This window comes from Pseudomonas sp. Xaverov 259 (assembly GCF_019352915.1).
GTDB lineage: Bacteria > Pseudomonadota > Gammaproteobacteria > Pseudomonadales > Pseudomonadaceae > Aquipseudomonas.
The window spans coordinates 37,871-59,644 of sequence record NZ_JAAAFV010000030.1; the positions used below are offsets into that span (position 1 = coordinate 37,871).

Consider the following 21,774-nt stretch of genomic DNA (forward strand, 5'->3'; position numbering starts at 1 on the left):
TTGTTTCTGATTCATTAGACGAGACTGACTTCATGGCCCTCGACATTCACGCCCACCGCATCCTGATCCTCGACTTCGGTTCCCAGTACACCCAACTGATCGCCCGCCGCGTGCGTGAAATCGGCGTGTACTGCGAACTGCATCCGTTCGACATGGACGACGAAGCGATCCGCGAATTCGCACCTAAAGGCGTCATCCTTGCCGGTGGCCCCGAGTCCGTGCACGAAGCCAACAGCCCGCGTTGCCCGCAAGCCGTGTTCGACCTGGGCGTGCCCGTCTTCGGTATCTGCTACGGCATGCAGACCATGGCCGAGCAACTGGGCGGCAAGGTGGAAGGTTCCGAACTGCGTGAATTCGGTTATGCCCGTGTCGACGTGGTCGGCAAGAGCCGCCTGCTGGACGGCATCGAAGATCACATCGACGCCGACGGCCTGTTCGGCCTCGACGTATGGATGAGCCACGGTGACAAGGTCACCAAGATGCCGGAAGACTTCCACATCCTGGCCAGCACCCCAAGCTGCCCGATCGCCGGCATGTTCAACGACGAGCGCGGCTACTACGGCGTGCAGTTCCACCCGGAAGTGACCCACACCAAGCAAGGCGGGCGCATCCTGTCGCGCTTCATCCTCGACATCTGCCAGTGCGAAGCCCTGTGGACCCCGTCGAAAATCGCTGAAGACGCCATCGCCAACGTGCGTGCCCAGGTGGGTACCGACAACGTCCTGCTGGGCCTGTCCGGCGGTGTTGACTCCTCCGTGGTAGCCGCCTTGCTGCACAAAGCTATCGGTGACCAGCTGACCTGCGTGTTCGTCGACAACGGCCTGCTGCGCCTGCACGAAGGCGAGCAAGTGATGGCCATGTTCGCCGAGAACATGGGCGTCAAGGTGATCCGCGCCAACGCCGAGGACCAGTTCCTCAACAACCTGGCGGGCGAAAGCGACCCAGAGAAGAAGCGCAAGATCATCGGTCGTACCTTCATCGACGTATTCGATGCACAGGCCAAACACCTGGACAACATCAAGTACCTCGCCCAGGGCACCATCTACCCTGACGTGATCGAGTCGGCCGGCGCCAAGAGCGGCAAGGCCCACGTGATCAAGTCCCACCACAACGTGGGTGGCCTGCCGGAGGAGATGAACCTCAAGCTGGTAGAACCACTGCGCGAACTGTTCAAGGACGAAGTCCGCCGCCTGGGCCTGGAACTCGGCCTGCCGTACGACATGGTCTACCGTCACCCATTCCCAGGCCCGGGCCTGGGCGTGCGCATCCTGGGTGAAGTGAAGAAGGAATACGCCGACCTGCTGCGTCGCGCCGACCACATCTTCATCGAAGAACTGCGCAAAGCCGACTGGTACCACAAAGTCAGCCAGGCTTTCGTGGTGTTCCAGCCGGTCAAGTCGGTGGGCGTTGTCGGTGATGGCCGTCGTTACGCGTGGGTTGTTGCGCTGCGTGCCGTCGAGACTATCGACTTCATGACCGCGCGTTGGGCACACCTGCCGTATGAACTGCTGGAGACTGTCAGCGGCCGGATCATCAACGAGATCGAAGGCATTTCGCGCGTTACTTATGACGTGTCGAGCAAGCCGCCGGCGACGATTGAGTGGGAGTGATTCCTGGCACCTGCCTTGAGTCGTAAATAAACAAAGCCCCGGCACTGCCGGGGCTTTGTTGTTTCAGGGCGGTGATCGGTGACTAGCGGGTAAGCGTTTCCCACTGCCCTTGTGCATTGAGCCGAACCGCAATCGAGTCGGCTGCGTTGGGGGTATGGGGGTTGATGACGGCCCAGCCGCTGGTGCCATCCCGATAGGTTTCATAGCGCACGTAGTAGGGCTTGCCATCGTGCATGATCGCGTCGGCAGGGTCGGATTTAAGACGGTAAATCCCCTGATATCTTCCAGGGGCGCTGTCCGGCGTTTGGCCCTCCAGTATCTCATTGGCTTCCCACGATGCAGGGATTTCAGGAGCACTGGTCGGCGGTATTATTGTCTCGGGATTGCCCGTTGCAACGATGCCAGTTCCTGAGGCCGGAAGTTTGGTGGCCGCCGGTAAGGCGGTGCCGTCGAGCTCTGCCGCCGGAACCCGCAGCTTGATCAGCGGCAACCCCTTGAGCCTCATACCCTGGTTGTCCAGGGCCTGGAGCAGTTCGGTCAACGAGCTGTAGACGGTGCCCTTGAGTCGCGGAAACTGCACCGCATCAATAAAGTAGCCATTACTGGCGGTGCTCTGGATGGTGCTGCGCACCAATGCGCTCAGCCGATTGCAGTGGATCAGGGTCAAGGTTTTCTGGGTTTGTTCCAGAAGATAATCGCCGGGGAGTTTAAGTGCATCCTCGATCTGCCGTTCTGTGAATACATAGGGGTTTGGCAGATCCAGTTCCGTCACTGGCACGTCGAGGGAAAGGTCCGTGTCCAAACTACCCAGGCGTGGGCGGCTCTGGTTGGTGGTTCTGGCGTCGTTCACCACTTTGGGGCCAAAGCGCACGTTAACTTTGGGGTTGGCAGCATTGAGTTTCTCACCGACGCGCAGGCTGGTGCCGCCGTTTATTTCACTGATACCGGCCACGCCCCTGTACGTGTTGGTATTTTGCGCCTCGGTCAACGCCACCCATTTGCCGACGCCGTTCTTGAGCTGGTCCAGGCGGATGATTTCGCTGGTCAAAAAGTTCTTCACCATTTGCTCATCCACCGCTACCGGGAATGATCGATAGTTGGCCAGGCAACCGGTGGCCTGTACGCGTATCCCGTAGGCCCGGGCGGTGGTGAGCAGTGCCTGAGTGTTAAAACGCACAGGTAGCAAGGCATCCATTTCCTCAAGATAAGTTCTCAGGCCGTCGGACAGTTCCCCGGTGTTGGCGAACGTATCGAGGTCCAGTTGATGCAGGTCGTTGAGCAGCCTGTTCAGATAAAGTGTCTTGATCCCCTGTCGCGCCAGGGTGGGCATGTCTTTGATCAGAGTGTACAAGCTGGCGACGCGGCTGGGGCTTTCAGCGACCACCAGGCCGGGCGCGTTTTTGATGATCTCTTCTAGCAGTTCGCTGGAAGACATTTCTGGCGTAAGCGAGGGGAGGGCAGGGCGTTCGGGCAGGGTATGGATGAAAAAAGGCCGGGAAAAAAAGTTACGCGCAGCCGTAAGGATTTTGCTGCGCATCGGATTGATAAAATAATCGGACGTAAAGAAGTCAGTAAGGCCGCCTCCAGGCTTTGGGATGCGCTTGAAGTGATCGGGCCTGCCGCCCATTGCCAGTTCAATCTGGTACTGGCCGAGGTTGTTGAGGTCATAAGGAGAGCTCAGGCTGGAGGGCGGGTTATTGCAGTTGGGCGGCCCGTAGGTCGAAGGCATGGCTTCTTCGGGCACGGTTGCCCCCAGATTAGCCTCGCTTGCCGCGATCGTGTCGACAGGTGCGCCGCCCCTGACCGCGTCGGATGGGCGCAAGGCAAGTTCCCATTCTCCAGCAGCATTGAGTTGTACCGGGCGTGAGCCGTAAAACGCGTGAGGGTTTTGCGGGTCAATGATCGCCCAGCTCCCATCACCATTGACGTCGGCTTCGTAGCGCACGTAATAGACGGCATCCTTGAACGTGATGACGGTCGAAGGGTTGGCGTTGACGGTGTAGATATTGCTGTAGCGTCCTCCTTCTGTCATTGGCGTTGCCCCCGTCAGTCCTTGCTGGCGTGCCCAGGACGCCGGTATCGAGGGTTCCGGGTCAAGCGGCGCGGCGGTTGGCAGCGCTGGAGCTTCTTCGTTCGGCGTTGTCACGGCAGGCTCGTCGACCGGATCAGGTTGCAGTGCTTCTTTATACTCAGCCATTTCGGCGGCTTCTGCGGCATCGACCTCAGCACCCACCTCGGTGATGGGGCCCGGCCCGGACAGCGCCACCACGTTGAACAGCAATTGGATACCGCTGATCACGGCATCGGTCACGCCAGCCTTGCGCTCTGCTCGGGTTCGGGCATTGACTGCCTGATTAATGTTCAGCGCCAGGAGGACGATGCTGGCGCCCAATACGGGCAAGGCCACTTCCCAGCCGATGGCGGCCATCGGACCAAACACTTTCAAAAATGCAGCCAGATAACCTTTCAAGAGTTTCTCTAGCAGCTCCGTCTGAGTGGTCAGCAGCTGCTGCGCCTCGTCATACATTGACCAGCGGGTACGATCCCTCAGCCAGGTGAAGGCATCGCTGGTAATCGCCTGGTTTTTGCGATTGATCAGATGATGGTCGGACTTGCCCCAGGTGCCGACCAAGCGGTTCATCAGGTCAGTGATGTTGTCTTGCATGGCCTGGCGGTCAGACAGCGGGAAGTGATAGAGGAAGGCACTGCGGCTTTGCTCATTGTTCATTTTGCCCAAGACCCACCAGTGCATGTCTGCCGGGGTTTCGAGTACTTGGAACGCTGGGGTGTCACCGGGGGTGTAGAGAATCTGTCGTCCTTTCGGGTCGACGATGCGCAGCAGGTTGAAAGCCACATGGCCGTCCACGTCCAGGGCATAGACCTGCGGGCTTTGGGCGGGCGTCACTTCGGTCTGCAGCATCTGGCGGGTAATAGGCCACGTCACATTGGAGGCGACAGCGTTGATGCAGGTTTGTAAGTCCTCTCGTGTCAATTGCTTGAGGTCAACGGCCTGCACGGCTTTGCTGAGAAAATTGCATTTGGCCAGCGTCCGAAAGTCATCTGCATGGGCGTGCCAGAAATCATCCAGTTGATGGGTGTAGAGGCGGTCGAATTTTATGTCCCAGAAGTCATTCAGTACTTCGTTGCCATGCAGGCGCACTTCGTTGGTTTCGTTAAAATCGCCATACACCGGGCCTTGGGTGTAGAAGCCTCCATAGAGGTCGAGCAAGTCGGCATTGTCGAAGTCGGTGGCGCGAAAGCGCCGAATCACCAACTGTGTCAGGGTGGTCGACTCGTAGGGTTTTTCCAGAACGTGCTCCCAGCCGGTAAAGGTCTTGGTGCTGCTCTGGGCGGACTTGAATCGATGGTAGTAAACATCGTCCGGATCCAGGTCTGTCACGCCGTGCTTTTTCAGGATGCTGCAGGCGGTTTCATGGGCGCTGTCCTGGAGGCTGGGACATGCTTGCACCACCTCGGTGGCCAAGGTCTTGAGGGCCGCCTTGTCGGCGGCGTTGGGCAGGGGATTAGCGGTACTCATGGGACTCATCCGTCGATAAAGAACGGCGAGAGTCCCAAAGGCGCAAGGGGTTCGGGCGCTACATAGTTAGCCCAGAGGTCAGCGCCGCGCTATATCCGAAAAATAAAACTTATCCAACGTATGCCGCGACTCGGTGTACTCGAACTGCCTTCCATCCTGCAAAAACGTCTGGTTGCTCACCACAATCACATGGCTTTGCCCATCCAGATCCAGATGCGCCTGGTCGTCCTTGCTGCGCGGCAGCGCTTCGATGGTGCGCTGCGCGTAGCTGATCTGCAGCTCCAGCGTTTGCTCGATAAACGCATAGATCGACTGCTCGGCGATGTCCCGATCCAGGCCCGGGATCAGGTCAGCCACAAAGTGGTTGATGTCCAGGATCACCCGTTTGCCGCCGATGCGCCGTACCCGCTTGATGCGGGTAATCAGAGCGCCGGGCGCCGCTTCGATGTGTTGCAGCAGCGAGCCTTCCAGCGCGAACTGGCTGAATTCGACCACCTCGGTGCGTACGTCATCGCCTAAGTCAGCGTGTGTTTCGTGGAAGCTGACAATGCCGCCCAGTTGGAACTCGATGGGGTTGGGCGACAACACAAAGGTGCCCTTGCCGTGGATTTTTTGCGCAAACCCACGCTCCTGCAACTGCTCGATGGCGCGGCGCACCGTGCCACGGCTGGCCTGGTAGGCGTCCATCAGTTCGGTTTCAGAGGGAAGGCGCGTACCGCGTTGCAGGCGTTCAGTGGTGATGCTGGCAAGCAGATCCGTATAGATCTGGTTGTATTTGCTCATGGGGATGGCTCTGTGCCCGGCTTGATGAAGGTGAACGGCGCGTTCAAGGCAGGAACCTTAGTGGCAGAGGTGGGCTTTGTCCATTGGACCTGCGTGGAATTAGGGAAATGTCTGACTTCAAATTCAGAAATTTAAACTTAATGTAACTCGTACAGACGAGTTGTTGATTTAACTCGTACATACGAGTACTTTTGGCCACGGCGTGCTGCCAATGACTGCCCTCAAATAAAAAAACCAAAGTGGAAACCAAGCATGAGCCACGACTATTCGAATATTGCCCGCGAGATTCTCGAGAACCTCGGGGGCAGCGACAACCTTGAGCAAGCTGCCCACTGTGTGACCCGCCTGCGTCTGGCGCTCAAGGACCCGAGTCTGGTCAACAACAGCGCGTTGAACCAGGTCGATCTGGTCAAGGGCTCGTTTTTCACCGGCGGCCTTTTCCAAGTGGTGATCGGCCCCGGCGAAGTGGAAAAGGTCTATGCCGCCCTGCGTGAGCAGACGGGGCTTGCGGCTTCGACCATTGCCGACGTCAAGCAGAAGGGCGCCGACAAGACCAACGCCATGCAGCGTCTGGTACGGGTATTTTCCGACGTGTTCATGCCGATCCTGCCCGCGCTGATCATCGCCGGCCTGCTGATGGGCGTGAACAACCTGATGGGCGCCAAGGGCATGTTCATCGAGGGCAAGACGCTGCTGGAGGCGTATTCGAACCTGGATGGCCTGTGGAGCCTGATCAACCTGATGGCCAATACCTCATTCGTGTTCCTGCCGGCGCTGGTGGGCTGGTCGGCGGCCAAGCGTTTTGGCGGCAGTGAAATCCTCGGCATCGTGCTTGGCCTGATGCTGGTACACCCGGATCTGCTCAACGCCTGGAACTACGGCAAAGCGGTGGCCGGGCTTGATGGCCAGAGCCTGCCGTACTTCGATATTTTCGGTTGGTTCAAGATTGAGAAGGTGGGTTACCAGGGGCAGATCCTGCCGATCCTGATGGCGGCCTATGTGATGAGCGTGATCGAGAAATGGCTGCGGGCACGCGTACCTAATGCCATTCAACTGCTCGTGGTGCCGATCACCACCATCGTTGTCACCGGCGTGCTGGCGCTTGCCATTATCGGCCCGGTGACCCGTCACCTCGGCATCCTGATTACCGAAGGCGTGGTCACCCTGTTTGACCTGGCGCCGATGCTTGGCGGGGCGATTTTCGGCCTGTTGTACGCGCCGCTGGTGATCACCGGCATGCACCACATGTTCCTCGCCGTCGACCTGCAGTTGATCAGCACCCAGGGCGGCACCTTTATCTGGCCGATGATCGTGATGTCCAACCTGGCCCAGGGCAGCGCGGCACTTGGCGTGTTCTACATGACCCGCAACGCGCGGGACAAAAGCATGGCCTCAACCTCGGCGATTTCCGCTTACTTCGGCATTACGGAACCGGCGATGTTTGGTGTGAACCTGCGCTTCAAGTTTCCGTTCTATGCCGCGCTGCTGGGCTCGGCGCTGGGCAGCATTTTCCTCTCACTTAACAAGGTGACGGCCTCGGCCATCGGTGTCGGTGGCTTGCCTGGGTTTATTTCGATCATTCCGCAGTTCATCCCAAGTTTTGTGATCGGGATGGTCATCGCCATGGTCGTGCCGTTTGTTCTGACCTGTGCGTTGAGCATGAAGATCGTTCGGCCTGGATATCGGGTCGCTTGATCGACCGCTTTCGCGAGCAAGTCTAATCGTCGCACCGCCGCTCCCACATGGGAATGCATTCCGACCTGTGGGAGCTGGCTTGCCTGCGATGAGGCCCTCAAAGCCAGCACACAACTCAATTGAAGGAACCCACCATGCAAGACTGGCAACACTCGGTGATCTACCAGATCTACCCCAAAAGCTTCCACAGCCACGCGGGTAACGCCACCGGTGACCTGCTGGGCATCGTGGACAAACTCGATTACCTCAAGTGGCTGGGCGTGGATTGCCTGTGGATCACCCCGTTCCTGCGCTCGCCGCAACGCGACAACGGCTACGACATCAGCGACTACTACGCCATCGACCCCAGTTACGGGACCATGGCCGACTGCGACCTGCTGATCAGCGAAGCGGCCAAGCGCGGCATCAAGCTGATGCTCGACATTGTGGTCAACCACACCTCCATCGAGCATGAGTGGTTCCAGCAGGCGCGCAGCAGCCTCGACAACCCGTACCGTGACTTTTACATCTGGCGCGACCAGCCGAACAACTGGGAATCCAAGTTCGGCGGCTCGGCCTGGGAATACGAGGCGCAAACCGGCCAGTACTTCCTGCACCTGTTCGACCACACCCAGGCTGACCTCAATTGGGACAACCCCAAGGTGCGCGCCGAAGTGTTCAAGCTGATGCGCTTCTGGCGTGACAAAGGCGTGGGTGGTTTCCGCCTGGACGTGATCAACCTGATCTCCAAACCCGCCGATTTCCCCGAAGACAACAGCGACGGCCGGCGTTTCTATACCGACGGCCCGAACGTGCATGAATACCTGCAGCAAATGCACCGTGAAGTGTTCGAAGGGCACGACCTGATCAACGTCGGCGAGATGTCGTCCACCAGCCTTGAGCACTGCATTCGTTACTCGAATCCGGCGTCCAAAGAGCTGTCGATGACCTTCAACTTTCATCACCTGAAAGTCGATTACCCGAACCTGCAAAAGTGGGTGAAGGCCGACTTCGACTTCCTGCAACTCAAGCAGATTTTCTCCGACTGGCAATTGGGCATGCAGGCCGGTGGCGGCTGGAACGCGCTGTTCTGGTGTAACCATGACCAGCCGCGCGTGGTCTCGCGTTTTGGTAACGACGGCGAGTACCGCGTGGTCTCGGCCAAGATGCTCGCCACTGCGCTTCATTTTCTCCAGGGCACGCCGTATGTGTACCAGGGCGAAGAGCTGGGCATGACCAACCCGGGCTTCAACAAGATTGAGCAGTACCGCGATGTCGAGACCCTGAACATCTTCCGCCTCAAGCGTGATGCCGGTGAGTCCGAGGCGTCGAGCATGGCGGCGATCATGCAGAAGTCCCGCGACAACAGCCGCACGCCGATGCAGTGGAGCACCCAAGCCAATGCCGGTTTCAGCAGCGGTGAACCGTGGATCGGCATCCCGGCCAACGCCGCGCAGATCAACGTCGAGAGCCAGCTGGATGACCCTGATTCGGTGCTGCATCACTACCGCGCCCTGATCGCCATGCGCCGCAGCGAACCGCTGATCCAGAGCGGCGTTTATCGCCAACTGCTGCAAGACCACCTGCAAGTCTGGGCGTACCTGCGCGAAGGCCAGGGCGAGCGCTTGCTGGTGCTGAACAACTTCTATGGCAAGCCCTGCGAAATCCAACTGCCCGAAGGCGTGATCAGCGCGGCGAGCGAGCAACGCCTGCTGATCAGCAACTACCCCGACTGCCCTGTGCGTGCGGGCACGGTGCTGTTGCGCCCGTATGAGTCGTTTGTGCTGCACCTCAAGGACTGAGACCCGCTGCAACCCCCGTAAGGGAGTGCGGGGGCGCTTCACCCAAAAACATAATAAAAATATCGGAGTGCTTCATGAAAACAACAATAAAGCTGGGCCTCATTGCGTCATGTTTCACCGCGCCTTTTGCCGCTCAGGCTCTGGAGTTTGCCGGCTACTTGCGCAGCGGCGCGGGCACTTCAACAGGCAGTGGCAAGCAACAGTGTTTCCAACTGCCGGGGGCGCAATCCAAGTACCGTTTGGGTAACGAATGCGAGCAGTACGCCGAATTTGAATTGCGCCAGGACCTGCTGACCCTCGACGACGGCTCGGTGCTGAGCGTCGATGCCATGGCATCGCTGTACAACAAATACGACCGAGCCCTGAAGTTCCAGGGTGAAGACAACGGCTCGGCGCGCATGCCGCAGATGTATGCGCAGTGGTCCAACCTGCCCAGCCTCAATGGCGGCTCGGTGTGGGCGGGGCGCCGTTACTACAAGCGTAACGACATCCATATCTCCGACTTCTACTACTGGAACCAGAGCGCCACGGGCGGCGGTGTCGAAGACGTCAAGATCGGCGACCTCAAATACAGCTACGCCCTGTCGCGCAAGGACAACCTGTACCAGAAGGAATACGCCACCCGTCACGACTTCAACGTGGCGGGCTTCAAGACCAACGCCGGCGGTGAGCTGGAATTTGGCTTGAGCTACATCGAAAAAGCCGGCGGGCGTGAGGCCAACAGCGGTTGGGCGATCACCGCGCAGCATGTGCAAAAACCGTTTCTTGGCGGCAAGAACAAATTCGCCTTGCAGTACGGCGAAGGCCCCGGCACGGGCTTGGGCTATACCGGCAATACCGCCTTGGACAAGAGCAGCAAAAGCTACCGCGCCGTGGAGTTTTTCGACTGGCAGGTCACGCCGCGTTTCGGCGGGCAGGTCGAGGCGGTGTATCAAAAGGATATTCGCCCGGGCAGCCAGGACCAGACCTGGATGTCCATCGGTGTGCGCCCGGCGTATGCCATCAGCGAACAGTTCAAACTGGTCACCGAGCTTGGGCATGATCAAGTCGAGGCTGCCGGCGGCACGCGCAAGCTGAGCAAATTCACCTTCGCCCCGACCTGGTCGCCAAACGGCCCGGATTTCTGGGCGCGGCCGGAAGTGCGGTTGTACTACACCTATGCAACCTGGAACGAGGCGGCCAAGCGCGCGGCGAATGAACTGGCGGCGGGCTCGGCGTTGTCCGACACCGGCGCCTACGGCACGGCGCGGCATGGCTCGAATGTGGGTGTGCAAGTCGAATACTGGTGGAAATAGCTCGGTTTTAAGTGAACGCATTTTAGGTGGGAGCTGGCTTGCCTGCGATGCAGGCGACTCGGTTTCTCAGTAGACCGAGGTGTTGCTATCGCAGGCAAGCCAGCTCCCACACTGGACCGTCGTTCGCCCTATGATTTTTACAGAACAAAACAGCAGGTGAAGTCATGACCACAACTCAACCCCTGGAACTGCTGGCGCCCTTGTCCGGGGTGCTGCTGGCGCTGGACCAAGTGCCTGATCCGGTGTTTGCCAGCCGCATGATCGGCGACGGTCTGTGCATCGATCCCACTTCGCAGACCCTGTGCGCGCCGCTGGCCGGGGTGATCAGCAATATCCAGGACACCGGGCATGCGGTCAGCGTCACCGGCGACAACGGCGTGCAGGTGCTGATGCATATCGGCCTGGACACGGTGCACCTGGCAGGCAAGGGCTTCACCCGCTTGGTCGAGGAAGGCCAGCGGGTGGAGGTCGGCCAGCCGTTGATCGAGTTCGATGCCGACTACGTGGCGCTCAATGCGCGCAGCTTGCTGACCTTGATGCTGGTGGTCAGCGGCGAGCCGTTTGTGTTGCTGACGCCGGGCAGCGGCGCAGTGGAAGTGGGCGAGCCTCTTGTGCGAGTCTCACCCGGCGAGGCCACTGACACCCTGGGCGAGGAAGAGGGCGATGCACTGTTCTCCAAGCCGCTGACGTTGCCCAATGCCAACGGTTTGCACGCACGCCCGGCCGCCGTGCTGGCCCAGACGGCCAAAGGTTTCAACGCCAGCATTTACCTGCACAAACAAACCCAGAGCGCCAACGCCAAGTCATTGGTGGCGATCATGGCGCTGCAAACCGTGCAGGGCGATACCTTGCAAGTGAGTGCGGCGGGAGATGATGCCGATGCGGCCATCAAGGCATTGGTAACCCTGCTGGCGCAAGGTTGCGGTGAGACCGTTACCGCGTCTGCGGCGCCGGTTGAAACACCGGCACCCGAGTCATCGGCGACCTTGTTGCGCGGCGTGTGTGCCTCGCCCGGCTCCGCGTTTGGCCAGGTGTTCCAAGTGGCGGAACCCGAGTTGCACATCGAGGAACAGGGCGCGGGTGAATCCGTTGAACACGCCGCACTGACCCGCGCCTTGCTGGCAGCCACCGAAGCGCTGCAAGTGTTGCAGGACAAAGCGGTTGGCAGCGCCCAGGCGGAGATCTTCCGTGCCCATCAGGAACTGCTTGAAGACCCGACCCTGTTAGAGCAAGCCCACCGCCTGCTCACTGAAGGCAAGAGCGCTGCCTTTGCCTGGAACAGCGCCACGGCCGCGACTGCCAAGCTGTTTCTCGGCCTGGGCAGTGCGTTGCTGGCTGAGCGCGCAGCGGATTTGGCCGATGTTGGCCAGCGTGTGCTGAAGTTGATCCTTGGTATTGAGGACAGCGCCTGGGAATTGCCGGATCGTGCGATTGTGATTGCCGAGCAACTGACGCCCTCGCAAACCGCTGGCCTCGATACACGCAAAGTGCTGGGGTTCGTCACCGTCGGCGGCGGCGCCACCAGCCATGTGGCGATCCTGGCGCGCGCCCTTGGTTTGCCGTCGCTGTGTGGCGTCCCGGCACAGGCATTGGCGCTGGCCAACGGCAAGCAGGTGCTGCTCGATGCCGACAAAGGCGAACTGCACCTTGAGCCCGACCTGGCCGCTGTCGAGCAACTGGCGGCTACGCGCAAGCAACACATACTGCGACGTGAGCGTGAAGTGGAGCAGGCCGCCTTGCCCGGCATCACTCGCGATGGTCATCACGTCGAGGTCACGGCCAACGTCGCCTCGTTGCAGGAGGTTGAACAAGCCCTGGCCCTGGGCGGTGAAGGCGTTGGCCTGTTGCGTTCGGAGTTCCTCTACCTGGACCGCAATCGCGCGCCCAGCCCAGAGGAGCAAGCTGGCACCTACAGCGCCATCGCCCGAGCCTTGGGCCGCGAACGCAATCTGGTGGTGCGCACCTTGGATGTGGGCGGCGACAAACCTTTGGCCTATGTGCCGATGGAGCGCGAGACCAACCCATTCCTCGGCCTGCGCGGTATTCGCCTGTGCCTGGAACGCCCTGAATTGCTGCGCGAGCAGTTCCGCGCGATTCTGGCGAGTGCCGGCTTTGCACGGTTGCACATCATGCTGCCGATGGTCAGCCTGCTGTCCGAGCTGCACCTGGCGCGCAAGATCCTTGAAGAGGAAGCCACGGCGTTGGGCCTGACCGAGTTGCCAAAGCTGGGCATCATGATCGAGGTGCCGTCTGCGGCCTTGATGGCGGATGTGTTTGCGCCGCACGTGGATTTCTTTTCCATCGGCACCAATGACCTCACCCAATACACCCTGGCCATGGACCGCGACCACCCGCGTCTGGCCAGCCAGGCCGACAGCTTTCACCCGTCGGTGCTGCGCCTGATTGCCACCACGGTCAAGGCCGCCCATGCCCATGGCAAGTGGGTCGGCGTGTGCGGCGCGCTGGCGTCTGAAGCACTGGCGGTGCCGGTGTTGATCGGGCTGGGGGTGGATGAACTGTCGGTCAGCGTACCGCTGATCCCGACCATCAAGGCCACCGTGCGCGAGCTGGACCTGGCCGACTGCCAGATCATCGCCCGCCAGGTGCTCGGCCTGGAAGAAGCCGCCCAAGTCCGCGAGGCCCTGCGCCTGTACCACGCGGCCACTGTTGAAACCTCACCTGTCGTGGAGCACTGAGCATGTTCGAGAAATTACAGCGCGCATTCTGGAAAGCCCTGACCCCGGATTTGATTGCCGAAGCCGTGGTGGCGCCTGCGCAGGGCCTGTTGTCGACCGAGGTGCTCAGCGCATTGGGCGGTGTGGACAACCTCAAGTCGCAACAGCGCGTGGCACTGACGCGGGTGCGGGTGCAGTTGCAGGATGCGGGGCGGTTGGATGCGCAGGCGCTGAAGGCGGCGGGTGTTGCGGGTGTGATGGTGTTAACGGGCGGGGTCGTGCATCTGCTCACTGGCCTCTAAGCCAGGCGCAGATCAAAAATGTGGGAGCCGGGCTTGCCCGCGATAGCGGTGTGTCAGGTAACGAATATGTTGACTGACCGGCCGCCATCGCGGGCAAGCCCGGCTCCCACAGGGTTATGGGTCATTTGGGCGATTGGGTTTACAACTGCGGGTTATCTTCCGCCGGCTTGGTCTTGTCGATACCCGGCACGTGCAAGTTGCCTTCCACCACCTGGTTGCCTTCCAACTGCGGCTGGGTCACCCAAGTGAGAATGTCGTAATACCGCCGGATGTTCGCCACAAAGTGCACCGGCTCACCACCGCGCGCATAACCGTAGCGGGTCTTGCTGTACCACTGCTTCTGCGACAGGCGTGGCAGCATCTTCTTCACGTCCAGCCACTTGTTCGGGTTAAGGCCGTCTTTCTTGGCCAGCGTGCGCGCATCTTCCAGATGGCCGGTGCCGACGTTATAGGCGGCGAGGGCGAACCAGGTGCGGTCCGGCTCGGCAATGCTGTCGTCCAGCTCATCCTTGATCTTGGCCAGGTACTTGGCGCCGCCCATGATGCTTTGCTTGGCGTCCAGGCGGTTGGACACGCCCATCGCCTGGGCGGTGTTCTGGGTCAGCATCATCAGGCCGCGCACGCCGGTCTTGGAGGTGACGGTCGGTTGCCACAGCGATTCCTGATAGCCAATGGCCGCCAGTAGCCGCCAGTCGACCTTTTCTTCCTTGGCGTAGGTGCGAAAGTGTTTCTCGTACTTGGGCAGGCGTTGCTGCAAATGCTGGGCGAAGGTGTAGGCGCCCACATAGCCGAGTACATCGACATGCCCGTAGTAACGGTCTTTAAGCCGCTGCAACGTGCCGTTTTTCTCGACCTTGTCCAGGTAGCTGTTGATCTCGTTGAGCAGGCTGTTGTCTTCCCCCGGCGCCACGGCCCAGCTCTGGTTGCTGGCATTGCCGAGGTCGAAGGCCACCCGCACGTTGGGGAAGTACACCTGGTTCATCGCCACTTCGTTGGAGTCCACCAGGGTCAGGTCGATCTGGCCCTCGTCCACCATGCGCAGCAGGTCCACGACCTCAACGGCGTCGGACTCTTCGTATTCAATCGCAGGGTTCTGCTTTTTAAGCGCCGCCAATTGCTCGGCGTGGGTGCTGCCCTTGAGCACCATGATCTTCTTGCCCACCAGGTCTGCCGGGCCGGTCGGGCGCGACTGGCCGTTGCGGTAGATTATCTGCGGCGTGACTTCCAGGTACGGATGGGAGAAACGCACCTGCTGGGCGCGCTGCTCGCTGCTGACTAAACCTGCGGCCGCCAGAACCGGACCGTTGGGTTTGCCCAGTTGGCCGAACAGATCATCGAGGTTGTCGGCGGTCTCGATTTCCAGCTTCACGCCAAGGTCATCGGCAAAGCGCTTGACCAGTTCGTACTCGAAACCGGTTTCACCGTTGCGGTCCTGGAAATACGTGGCCGGGCTGTTCCGGGTAATCACCCGCAATACGCCATCCTCCTTGATTCGCTCGAGCGTGCTGGGCTTATCAACACAGGCGCTGAGCATCAGGAAGAGTCCGGTTGCGATGAGCCATTTGGCGCATCGCGGGCGTAAAGCAGTAGGGGAGAACATCTGCGCAGTATACGCAAACGACCCTCGGCGCCATATCTCGACAGCAGCGGACTTGTCTGCTAGCACCCGCAAAACCGGGCTGCAGCCCGCAGAAACGTGGGTTGGCGAGGGTTTGTGACGGTTAAAATAACTGCGCGCCAACCCCAGGATTTCGCCCCGAAAGCGTGCAATCCCTGCCAACTGACGTTCGGCAACGGCCAGCCGTGCCGTTTCGGGTGCCGTTGGCGCAGGTTTACGCTAGAATGCACGGCCTCAAAGCACACCCCCTTCCCGAGGCTGTCCCGAAGATGTTGATCCTGCGCGGCGCTCCTGCCCTTTCTGCCTTTCGCCACAGCAAACTCCTTGAGCAACTGAGCCAAAAGGTTCCAGCTGTTACAGGCTTGTATGCTGAATTTGCTCACTTCGCCGACGTAACCGGCGTCTTGACCGCCGACGAACAGCAAGTGCTCGCACGCCTTCTGAAGTACGGCCCCAGCGTTCCCGTTCAAGAGCCGACTGGCCGCTTGTTCCTGGTTCTGCCGCGGTTCGGCACCATCTCGCCCTGGTCGAGCAAGGCCAGCGACATCGCCCGTAACTGCGGCCTGTCGAGCATCCAGCGCCTTGAGCGTGGCATCGCCTTCTACGTGGCTGGCCAGTTCAGCGACGCTGAAGCCGAGCTGATTGCCAGCAGCCTGCACGACCGCATGACCCAGATCATCGTCAGCCAGCTGGAACAGGCTGCCGGCCTGTTCAGCCACGCCGAGCCCAAGCCGCTCACCGCGATTGACGTGCTCGGCGGTGGCCGCGCCGCCCTCGAGAAGGCCAACACCGAATTGGGCCTGGCGCTCGCCGAAGACGAGATCGACTACCTGGTCGACGCCTTCAATGGCTTGCAGCGCAACCCGCACGACATCGAACTGATGATGTTCGCCCAGGCCAACTCCGAGCATTGCCGTCACAAGATCTTCAACGCCAGTTGGGATATCGACGGCCAAAGCCAGGAAAAAAGCCTGTTCGGCATGATCAAGAACACCTACGTGATGCACAGCGAAGGCGTTCTGTCGGCTTATAAGGACAACGCCTCGGTGATCGTCGGCTCCGTTGCCGGCCGTTTCTTCCCGGACCCTGAAACCCGCCAATACGGCGCGGTGCAGGAGCCGGTGCACATCCTCATGAAGGTTGAGACCCACAACCACCCGACCGCGATTGCCCCGTTCCCGGGCGCAGCCACAGGTTCGGGCGGCGAAATCCGTGACGAAGGCGCCACCGGCCGTGGCGCCAAGCCAAAGGCTGGCCTCACCGGTTTCACCGTGTCCAACCTGCAGATCCCAGGTTTCGAACAGCCGTGGGAAGTGCCGTACGGCAAGCCTGAGCGCATCGTTACCGCACTCGACATCATGATCGAAGGCCCGCTCGGCGGCGCCGCGTTCAACAATGAATTCGGGCGCCCGGCACTTACCGGCTACTTCCGTACGTTTGAACAGTCCATCACCACCCCGCGTGGCGATGAAGTGCGCGGTTACCACAAGCCAATCATGTTGGCTGGCGGCATGGGCAACATCCGCGAAGAACACGTCAAGAAAGGCGAGATTCTGGTCGGCTCCAAGCTGATCGTGCTCGGCGGCCCGGCGATGCTGATCGGCCTGGGCGGCGGTGCAGCTTCCTCCATGGCCACCGGCACCAGCTCGGCAGACCTGGATTTTGCTTCGGTACAGCGCGAAAACCCGGAAATGGAACGCCGCTGCCAGGAAGTCATCGACCGTTGCTGGCAGTTGGGTGACAAGAACCCGATCAGCTTCATCCACGACGTCGGCGCCGGCGGTTTGTCCAACGCCTTCCCCGAGCTGGTCAACGATGGCGACCGTGGTGGCCGTTTCGAACTGCGCAACATTCCAAACGACGAGCCGGGCATGGCCCCGCACGAAATCTGGAGTAACGAATCCCAGGAACGCTACGTACTGGCCGTTGGCCCTGAAGACTTCGCGCGCTTCCAGGCCATCTGCGAACGTGAGCGTTGCCCATTTGCCGTGGTCGGTGAAGCCACTGCCGAGCCGCAACTGACGGTTACCGACAGCCACTTCGGCAACAGCCCGGTCGACATGCCGCTGGAAGTACTGCTGGGCAAAGCCCCGCGTATGCACCGTTCGGCCGTGCGTGAAGCCGAGCTGGGCGATGACTTCGACCCAAGCACGCTGGAGCTGGCCGACAGCATCGAGCGCGTGCTGCACCATCCGGCCGTGGCGAGCAAAAGCTTCCTGATCACCATCGGCGACCGCACCATCACTGGCCTGGTTGCCCGTGACCAAATGGTGGGTCCATGGCAGGTTCCGGTGGCCGACGTTGCCGTCACCGCCACCAGCTTCGACGTGTACACCGGTGAAGCCATGGCCATGGGCGAGCGTACGCCGCTGGCCCTGCTGGACGCCCCGGCGTCGGGCCGCATGGCCATTGGTGAAACCCTCACCAACATCGCCGCTTCGCGCATTGGCAAGCTGTCCGACATCAAACTGTCGGCCAACTGGATGTCTGCTGCCGGTCACCCAGGTGAAGATGCGCGCCTGTACGACACGGTTAAAGCGGTCGGCATGGAGCTGTGCCCGGAACTGGGTATCACCATTCCGGTGGGCAAGGACTCCATGTCCATGGCCACCCGTTGGAACGAAGACGGCACCGACAAGAGCGTCACCTCGCCGCTGTCGCTGATCGTCACCGGTTTTGCCCCGGTCACCGACATCCGCCAGACCCTGACCCCGCAACTGCGCATGGACAAGGGCACCACCGATCTGATCCTGATCGACCTGGGCCGTGGCCAGAACCGCATGGGCGCCTCGATCCTCGCGCAAACCCACGGCAAACTCGGCAAGCACGCGCCGGACGTAGATGACGCCGAAGACCTCAAAGCCTTCTTCGCCGTGATCCAGGGCCTGAACGCCGACGGCCATCTGCTGGCTTACCACGACCGTTCCGACGGTGGTTTGCTGACCAGCGTTGTCGAGATGGCGTTTGCCGGTCACTGCGGCCTGAACATCGTGCTCGACAGCGTTGCCGAGGATGCTGCCGAAATCAACGGCATCCTGTTCAACGAAGAGTTGGGCGCGGTGATCCAGGTTCGCCAGGACGCCACCCCGGACGTGCTCGCCCAATTCAGCGCCGCTGGCCTGGACGACTGCGTGGCGGTAATCGGCCAGCCGATCAACAACGGTGAAATCAATATCTCCTTCAATGGCGATACCGTGTTTGCCGGCCAGCGCCGTCTGCTGCAACGCCAGTGGGCTGAGACCAGCTACCAGATCCAACGCCTGCGTGATAACGCCGACTGCGCCGAGCAGGAATTCGACGTGATCCTGGAAGAAGACAACCCGGGCCTGAGCACCAAGCTCAGCTTCGACGTCAACCAGGACATCGCCGCGCCTTACATCAAGAAAGGCATTCGCCCACAAGTTGCCGTACTGCGTGAGCAGGGTGTCAACGGCCAGGTGGAAATGGCGGCCGCGTTCGACCGCGCCGGCTTTAATGCGATCGACGTACACATGAGCGACATCCTTGCCGGTCGCGTTGACCTCAACGAGTTCAAAGGCCTCGTCGCCTGCGGCGGTTTCTCCTACGGTGACGTGCTGGGTGCCGGTGAAGGCTGGGCCAAATCGGCGCTGTTCAACAGCCGTGCCCGTGATGCGTTCCAGGGCTTCTTCGAGCGCAACGACAGCTTCACCCTGGGGGTGTGCAACGGTTGCCAGATGATGTCCAACCTCAGCGAACTGATCCCGGGCAGCGAATTCTGGCCGCACTTTGTGCGCAACCGTTCCGAGCAGTTCGAAGCCCGTGTTGCCATGGTGCAAGTGCAGGAATCCAACTCGATCTTCCTGCAAGGCATGGCCGGCTCGCGCATGCCAATCGCCATCGCTCACGGTGAAGGCCATGCGGAATTCTCCAGCGAAGAAGCCTTGCTTGAAGCTGACCTGTCCGGTTGTGTGGCCATGCGCTTCGTCGACAACCACGGCAAAGTCACCGAAAGCTACCCGGCCAACCCGAACGGCTCGCCGCGCGGGATTACCGGCCTTACCAGCCGCGACGGCCGCGTGACCATCATGATGCCGCACCCGGAGCGTGTATTCCGCGCCGTGCAGAACTCGTGGCGCCCGGAAGAGTGGAACGAAGACGGCGCCTGGATGCGCATGTTCCGCAATGCCCGCGTGTGGGTGAACTAAGACGGTGTACAAGCTCGCCTTCTTCGTGCCCGCCAGCCATGTGGAGACGGTGAAAACCGCCGTCTTCGCCGCCGGTGGCGGGCGCATCGGCAACTACGACAGCTGCGCCTGGCAAGTGCTGGGCCAGGGCCAATTCCGCGCGTTGGACGGCAGCCAGCCGTTTCTCGGGCAGGTGGGCCAGGTTGAAGTGGTTGAAGAATGGAAGGTTGAGCTGGTGGTGGCCGATGAGTTGATTGTGGCTGTTGTGGCTGCTTTGAAACTCAGCCATCCGTATGAAACACCGGCTTATGAAGTGTGGCAGTTGGCGGATTTTTGATTCGTTGATTGCGTAAACAAGAAACCCGCTGGGCCAGTTTGGTCAGCGGGTTTTTTGTTGGTTGTGAGGGCCAATCGCAGGCAAGCCAGCTCCCACAGTTTGATCTGTGAATACGTTCAAATGTGGGAGCTGGCTTGCCTGCGATGGCGCCGGGACAGGCGCCTCAGACCTTTCCCACAGGCTTTTCAGGTTGTCCCTCGGAACCCGGCTCAATAGCCTTGCTTGGTCACTGACCAATCAGTGATCGGGATTTGAACTCAAGACCCGTTCGGCAATGCTGCACCGGTTTGAGATTAACAATGGATTTTCCAGATACCGTCGCTCCTCGCCTCAATACGAGTACCCCACTGGGCCAGGCTTTGATTTCGATGTTCAAGTCCATCGAGGTGGAGTTGATGGTTGAGGGCGCCAAGCCCGGCGCGGTAAAGGTTATTGTCTTGGGTGGCTGTGCTGTCCATTTGTATACGCACCATCGAGTTTCCACTGATGTGGATGCAGAGATTTACTGCGCGAATACTCGAGACACATTGCGTCTACGGACATTGCTGGCGGAGTTTCCAGAAGCATTTTTCGATGAGCAATCCGGCCGCGTCATGGAGCTGAACTACGATCTTCAATACAACACTGCATTTGGCCCGCTTCACGAAGACTACTGGGAACGAAGTATTCCCCTTGCGGAATTCCCTCACGAGTCTGCACTGCATCTGCACATAGCTGCGCCTATCGATATTGCGATCTCCAAATTGGGCAGAGCTACGGATCAGGATGTAAGCGACATCATGGCGTTGCTCAGGGCAGGCTTCATCCTTACCACTGAGTTCCGTCGATTGGCATTGCAGGCGATTGATATGTATGTTGGCAACAAAGAATCACCTAGATCCATTCTGACCAATATTCTGCACGACTACCTGGAGACTGAAGTTGACGAAGCCTTTTAACGCGCCCGTCCTCTCATCCGCCTTGGATACGCTGGTCAAAAGCCCTTTGAATCAGGCTGATGATGCGGCGCTTGTCAGTGCAGCAAAAGCGGTTTGGTACTCGGACGCGAACCTTGTGGGCGAGGTGAGGGCTTTTCTGAGGGCGCATTCCAGTGAGGTGGAGCTTCGCCGCGCAGGTTACTTGCTTGAGCGCTTCACGCGCTTTTCATGTGCGACGGATTCCCGGGTTATAGAAGCGTTGAAGGCGCTTGAATTGTTTTCGGCTTCTGCTGCCAAGCAAAACGTGCAACCACAAGGCGCTGTTGCGCTGCGCAGCCGTCGTGATGAACTGGCAGTGTCCTGGGGGCTGAGTGAGGGGCTGGGGTTGAAGGCTCAAGCGCTGATGCCTTTCCAGACTCGCCACTACGAAGCCGAACAGCGTGCGGCATCTGCTTAGGCGTAGATTGCGAAAAAAGAACCCGGCTTGGACCGGGTTTTTTATTGTCTGCGATATCTTCAAGTCTCGGAGATTTCCCACAGGGCTTTCAGGTTGTCCCTCGGAACTGGCGGCACTAGTCTTCTCGGGTCGCTGCCAATATGGCGACCGGGACTGCAAGCCTGAAAATTTCACCAGGAGCCTATTTCTGTATGGGGTTTTACGATGATCAGCGACAACTTACGACTTGATTTAACCATGCCTAAAGCTGCGTCCCACCTAGCAGGCGATCAACCAACCGACCAAATCTTCTCCGTACTCCCCAACCTGAACAGCGAAACCCTGCTCGCCAATGCCTCCCAAGCACTGGCAGGCAATCCGGCTTTTGACATCGACGGCCCACAGCGTGATGCGGTGCTGGGGATTCATCGGATGCTGGAAGGTATTCAGTTGATGGTGGATCGGGTGTTGGATCTATTTGAAGTGCCTGAGCAGAAGTAATCAGGCGCCTGCGATTGATCGTTCCCACGCTCCGCGTGGGAATGCATCCTGTGACGCTCCGCGTCACCCATATGCAGGGTTGAGCCATGCGCGACGGCTTGGACGCAGAGCGTCCGGAGCGGCATTCCCACGCAGAGCGTG

Annotated in this window: 14 protein-coding genes; 11 read left to right on the top strand and 3 right to left on the bottom strand. The window is 60.0% G+C overall.

Annotation, left to right across the window (positions count from 1 at the left end; all coding sequences use genetic code 11):
* The first annotated feature begins 32 nt into the window (after positions 1 to 32).
* Positions 33 to 1,610: a glutamine-hydrolyzing GMP synthase gene (gene guaA, locus K0H48_RS10305; protein WP_094949445.1), complete on the top strand. Its 1,578-nt coding sequence runs from the start codon at positions 33 to 35 to the stop codon at positions 1,608 to 1,610.
* 82 nt (positions 1,611 to 1,692) lie between these two features.
* Here guaA and K0H48_RS10310 read toward each other — a convergent pair whose 3' ends face one another.
* Both K0H48_RS10310 and treR read right to left on the bottom strand, forming a co-directional pair.
* Entirely contained in the window at positions 1,693 to 5,094 is a 3,402-nt protein-coding gene (locus K0H48_RS10310; protein ID WP_219267383.1) for a membrane-targeted effector domain-containing toxin, read from the bottom strand.
* Between the two features lie 132 nt (positions 5,095 to 5,226).
* A complete protein-coding gene (gene treR / locus K0H48_RS10315) occupies positions 5,227 to 5,931 on the bottom strand; it encodes a trehalose operon repressor (RefSeq protein WP_138813956.1) in 705 nt (234 codons plus the stop codon).
* A 252-nt stretch (positions 5,932 to 6,183) separates the two neighbouring features.
* Here treR and treP point away from each other — a divergent pair, with 252 nt between their 5' ends.
* The 5 genes from treP (at position 6,184) to K0H48_RS10340 (ending at position 13,679) form a co-directional block, all read left to right on the top strand.
* Positions 6,184 to 7,626, top strand: coding sequence for a PTS system trehalose-specific EIIBC component (gene treP, locus K0H48_RS10320; RefSeq protein WP_219267384.1), 1,443 nt, complete (start codon positions 6,184 to 6,186; stop codon positions 7,624 to 7,626).
* Positions 7,627 to 7,760: 134 nt separating this feature from the next.
* Positions 7,761 to 9,407, top strand: a complete 1,647-nt coding sequence (gene treC, locus K0H48_RS10325; protein WP_219267385.1) for an alpha,alpha-phosphotrehalase — start codon at positions 7,761 to 7,763, stop codon at positions 9,405 to 9,407.
* A 74-nt stretch (positions 9,408 to 9,481) separates the two neighbouring features.
* Positions 9,482 to 10,702 (top strand): carbohydrate porin, encoded by a 1,221-nt coding sequence (locus K0H48_RS10330; RefSeq protein WP_219267386.1) that lies wholly within the window; start codon positions 9,482 to 9,484, stop codon positions 10,700 to 10,702.
* 164 nt (positions 10,703 to 10,866) lie between these two features.
* Positions 10,867 to 13,398: a phosphoenolpyruvate--protein phosphotransferase gene (gene ptsP, locus K0H48_RS10335; RefSeq protein ID WP_219267387.1), complete on the top strand. Its 2,532-nt coding sequence runs from the start codon at positions 10,867 to 10,869 to the stop codon at positions 13,396 to 13,398.
* Between the two features lie 2 nt (positions 13,399 to 13,400).
* The gene (locus tag K0H48_RS10340) at positions 13,401 to 13,679 is read left to right on the top strand and encodes a PTS transporter subunit EIIB (protein WP_219267388.1); all 279 of its coding nucleotides are present in this window, start codon (positions 13,401 to 13,403) and stop codon (positions 13,677 to 13,679) included.
* Positions 13,680 to 13,818: 139 nt separating this feature from the next.
* On the opposite strand, the gene mltF is transcribed toward K0H48_RS10340, so the two are convergent.
* The gene (mltF, locus tag K0H48_RS10345) at positions 13,819 to 15,279 is read right to left on the bottom strand and encodes a membrane-bound lytic murein transglycosylase MltF (RefSeq protein WP_219267389.1); all 1,461 of its coding nucleotides are present in this window, start codon (positions 15,277 to 15,279) and stop codon (positions 13,819 to 13,821) included.
* Positions 15,280 to 15,566: 287 nt separating this feature from the next.
* Here mltF and purL point away from each other — a divergent pair, with 287 nt between their 5' ends.
* The 5 genes from purL to K0H48_RS10370 all read left to right on the top strand — a co-directional run bounded on the left by purL (position 15,567) and on the right by K0H48_RS10370 (position 21,633).
* Positions 15,567 to 19,463, top strand: a complete 3,897-nt coding sequence (purL, locus tag K0H48_RS10350) for a phosphoribosylformylglycinamidine synthase (RefSeq protein ID WP_219267425.1) — start codon at positions 15,567 to 15,569, stop codon at positions 19,461 to 19,463.
* 4 nt (positions 19,464 to 19,467) lie between these two features.
* The gene (locus tag K0H48_RS10355; protein WP_065930379.1) at positions 19,468 to 19,779 is read left to right on the top strand and encodes an NGG1p interacting factor NIF3; all 312 of its coding nucleotides are present in this window, start codon (positions 19,468 to 19,470) and stop codon (positions 19,777 to 19,779) included.
* A gap of 299 nt (positions 19,780 to 20,078) precedes the next feature.
* Entirely contained in the window at positions 20,079 to 20,717 is a 639-nt protein-coding gene (locus K0H48_RS10360; protein ID WP_219267390.1) for a DUF6036 family nucleotidyltransferase, read from the top strand.
* Positions 20,701 to 21,153, top strand: a complete 453-nt coding sequence (locus tag K0H48_RS10365) for a hypothetical protein (protein ID WP_219267391.1) — start codon at positions 20,701 to 20,703, stop codon at positions 21,151 to 21,153. Before K0H48_RS10360 ends, K0H48_RS10365 begins: the two co-directional genes overlap by 17 nt.
* A 237-nt stretch (positions 21,154 to 21,390) precedes the next feature.
* Positions 21,391 to 21,633: a hypothetical protein gene (locus tag K0H48_RS10370; RefSeq protein ID WP_219267426.1), complete on the top strand. Its 243-nt coding sequence runs from the start codon at positions 21,391 to 21,393 to the stop codon at positions 21,631 to 21,633.
* Positions 21,634 to 21,774 lie beyond the last annotated feature (141 nt).